Below are 2,607 nucleotides of genomic sequence, written 5' to 3'. Positions count from 1 at the left end.
CCGTCCACTGAAAGGAGATCCCGTTGCGGCCGCGCACGAAGCCGCCCGCCGCCATCACCTCGGGGTCGCTGTCGAAGGGCGCCACAAGATGGGCAAGCCATGTCGGTTCGGGCACCGCGTCGTCGTCGATGAAAGCCACCAGCTCGCCGGCCGCCCGGGCAATGCCGAGATTGCGCGCGGCGCTGATGTTGGCCTCGTCGAAGGCAACCAGTTTGACCAGCCCGGAAAAGGCCCCGTCGTTGACCGCCGCGCATCCCGAAGGGTCGGCCACCACGATGGTTTCGAAACTCGGGTGGGTCTGCTGAGAAAGCCCCGTCAGGCACCGCGCCAGGGCCTGTGGCCGCCCCCGGCTGACAATGACCACCGAAACGGGGCTCTGGCTCATGGCGTGCCCATCTCGGCCATCATGGCCTCGATCCGGGGCACGTCCTCGGGGTTGTTCAACTCCCAGAACTGGCGCCCGCGCGCCTCGACCTCGACGCAGAGCACCTTGTGACCGTTCTCCATGAAGCGCAGCTGTTCGAGCCCCTCGAGGCTTTCCAGCGGCCCCGCCGCCCAGCGCGGATAGGCGCCCAGCGCCGAGGGCCGATAGGCATAGACCCCGACATGGTGAAACACCGGCGTCGCCTCGTCGTCGCCATAGGTCCTGTCGGTATAGGGCACCACTTCCTTGGAGAAATACATCGCGTGCCGGTCCTTGGTGAACACCGCCGTGGTGCCCCCGACGCGGCCGGCGCGGCGATCCTCGAGAAAGCCGTTCAGCGCCCGCCCGTCGCAGCGCAGCACCGGGGTCGCGACCTCGGCCACGGGATCGCGGCGCAGACCTGCGACCAGATCCTCGACGAACCAGGCCGGGGTCAGCGGCGCATCGCCCTGAAGGTTGACCACGATGTCGAAACCGCCCCCGAGGTTGTCATAGGCCTCGGCGCAGCGCTCGGTGCCGTTGGCGCAACTCTCGGAGGTCATCACCACCTCGGCGCCGAAAGCCTCGGCGGCGGCGCGGATGCGATCATCGTCGGTGGCCACCACCACCCGGTCGACGCCATCGACCGCGCAGGCGGCCTCCCACGAGCGGCGGATCAGGCTTTTCACCTCGCCGGTGGCGCCCCTGAGGGTCGCCAGGGGTTTGCCGGGGTAGCGGGTCGAGGCATAGCGCGCCGGGATGGCGATGAGAACGGACATCAGGCTTCTTTCAGCTCGACAGCGGGGGCATAGGCAATGAAGAACGGGTTGGCGAAATCTTCCTTGCCGTAGGCCAGCGGCGTGTGGTCGTCAAAACGCACCACCCGGCCGCCGGCGCCCAGCAGCACCGCATGGCCGGCGGCGGTGTCCCACTCCATGGTGCGCCCGACGCGGGGGTAGATATCGGCCTCGCCGGTGGCCACGAGGCAGAATTTCAGCGACGAGCCGGCGCTCTTGGAATCCTTGACGCTGTACTTGTTGATATAATCCTCGGTGGCCTGATCGCGGTGCGATTTCGAGGCCACGACGAACAGCGCGTCATTGTCGCTGGCGGCGACGTTGATGGCGCGGGTCTCGCCGATGCTGCCGACCGCGAAGTCACCCGCTTCCTCGACCGCCTGGCCATCGGCCAGGGTGAAGAACATGCGGTTCTTGGCCGGGGCATAGACCACGCCGCGCTGCGGCACACCGTTTTCGACATAGGCGATATTGACGGTGAAATCGCCCCGGCGGTGGATGAACTCCTTGGTGCCGTCCAGCGGGTCGACGATCAGGAAAGTGTCGCCCTTGGCCATATGGCTGTCGGCCTGTTCCTCGGTGATCAGCATCACGTCGGGAAAGGCGGCGCGCAGCCCGGCCGAGATGATCGCATCGGCGGCCTCGTCGGCGGCGGTCACCGGGCTGTCATCGGATTTCACTTTGACGTCGAAATCGTCGGAGTTGTAGATCTCCATGATCTTGGCCCCGGCCTCGATGGCCAGGTTGCGCATGACGGGGATGAGGGCTTCGTAGTCCAATGACTCTCTCCAAATGCAGGATTGTTGTATTCACGGCTTACGCCCCTTATGCTGTGATCCTAACGGAACGGCAAGATTTCACTGGCAAAACCAGAGCAACCCCGGACACCCAGGCGATGTTTCAGCAAGCAGCCCCCAAAGGTACGATCGGCAGTGCGCTCAGCATTGCCGAGCTGATCTATCACTCGATCGTGCGCAACGTGCGCAAGACCCACGGCAACGCGGTCATGTCGATCCTGATGAACATGTTGCAGACCGTGGTCTTCGTGCTGGTGTTCTTCGCCATGTTCTCGATCCTGGGCATGAAGGGCGCCGCCCTGCGCGGCGATTTCCTGCTCTACATCATGTCCGGCGTGTTCCTGTTCATGACCCATACCAAGACACTTGGGGCCGTGGCCGCCGCCGAGGGGCCGTCGTCGCCGATGATGAAACATGCGCCGATGAACACGGTGGTCGCCATTTCGGCGGCGGCGCTGAGCACGCTGTATATCCAGATGATCTCGCTTGTCGCGATCCTGTTTGTCTATCACGTGGCCTTCGTCCCGCTCGAGATCGACCGGCCGATCGGCGCTCTCGGGATGCTGCTGCTGGCCTGGTTCTCGGGCATCGGCATCGGCATGGTGCTGCT

The 2,607-nt window shown here is 65.0% G+C and carries 4 protein-coding genes; 1 reads left to right on the top strand and 3 read right to left on the bottom strand.

The window, feature by feature from the left end:
- The 3 genes from ABZD10_RS15140 to cysQ all read right to left on the bottom strand — a co-directional run.
- A partial coding sequence (locus ABZD10_RS15140; RefSeq protein ID WP_372887787.1) for a glycosyltransferase family 2 protein occupies positions 1 to 385 on the bottom strand: 385 nt, incomplete at its 3' end.
- Positions 382 to 1,182: a 3-deoxy-manno-octulosonate cytidylyltransferase gene (locus ABZD10_RS15135; RefSeq protein ID WP_372887785.1), complete on the bottom strand. Its 801-nt coding sequence runs from the start codon at positions 1,180 to 1,182 to the stop codon at positions 382 to 384. The genes ABZD10_RS15140 and ABZD10_RS15135, both read right to left, overlap by 4 nt.
- Positions 1,182 to 1,979 (bottom strand): 3'(2'),5'-bisphosphate nucleotidase CysQ, encoded by a 798-nt coding sequence (gene cysQ / locus ABZD10_RS15130; RefSeq protein ID WP_372887783.1) that lies wholly within the window; start codon positions 1,977 to 1,979, stop codon positions 1,182 to 1,184. The genes ABZD10_RS15135 and cysQ overlap by 1 nt, the downstream gene beginning before the upstream one ends.
- Before the next feature lie 116 nt (positions 1,980 to 2,095).
- On the opposite strand from cysQ, the gene ABZD10_RS15125 reads away from it, so the two are divergent.
- The coding region (locus ABZD10_RS15125) for an ABC transporter permease (RefSeq protein ID WP_372887781.1) at positions 2,096 to 2,607 on the top strand (512 nt) is incomplete at its 3' end.

Source organism: Shimia sp. (assembly GCF_041624275.1).
Lineage (GTDB): Bacteria > Pseudomonadota > Alphaproteobacteria > Rhodobacterales > Rhodobacteraceae > Shimia.
Note: the sequence above shows the minus strand (reverse complement) of the source record. Positions and strands in the feature narration are given on the sequence as shown.

Coding starts and splice junctions, on each gene's coding strand:
- ABZD10_RS15135 (WP_372887785.1), bottom strand. CDS start 1,182: ATGTCCGTTCTCATCGCCATCCCGGCGCGCTATGCCTCGACCCGCTAC.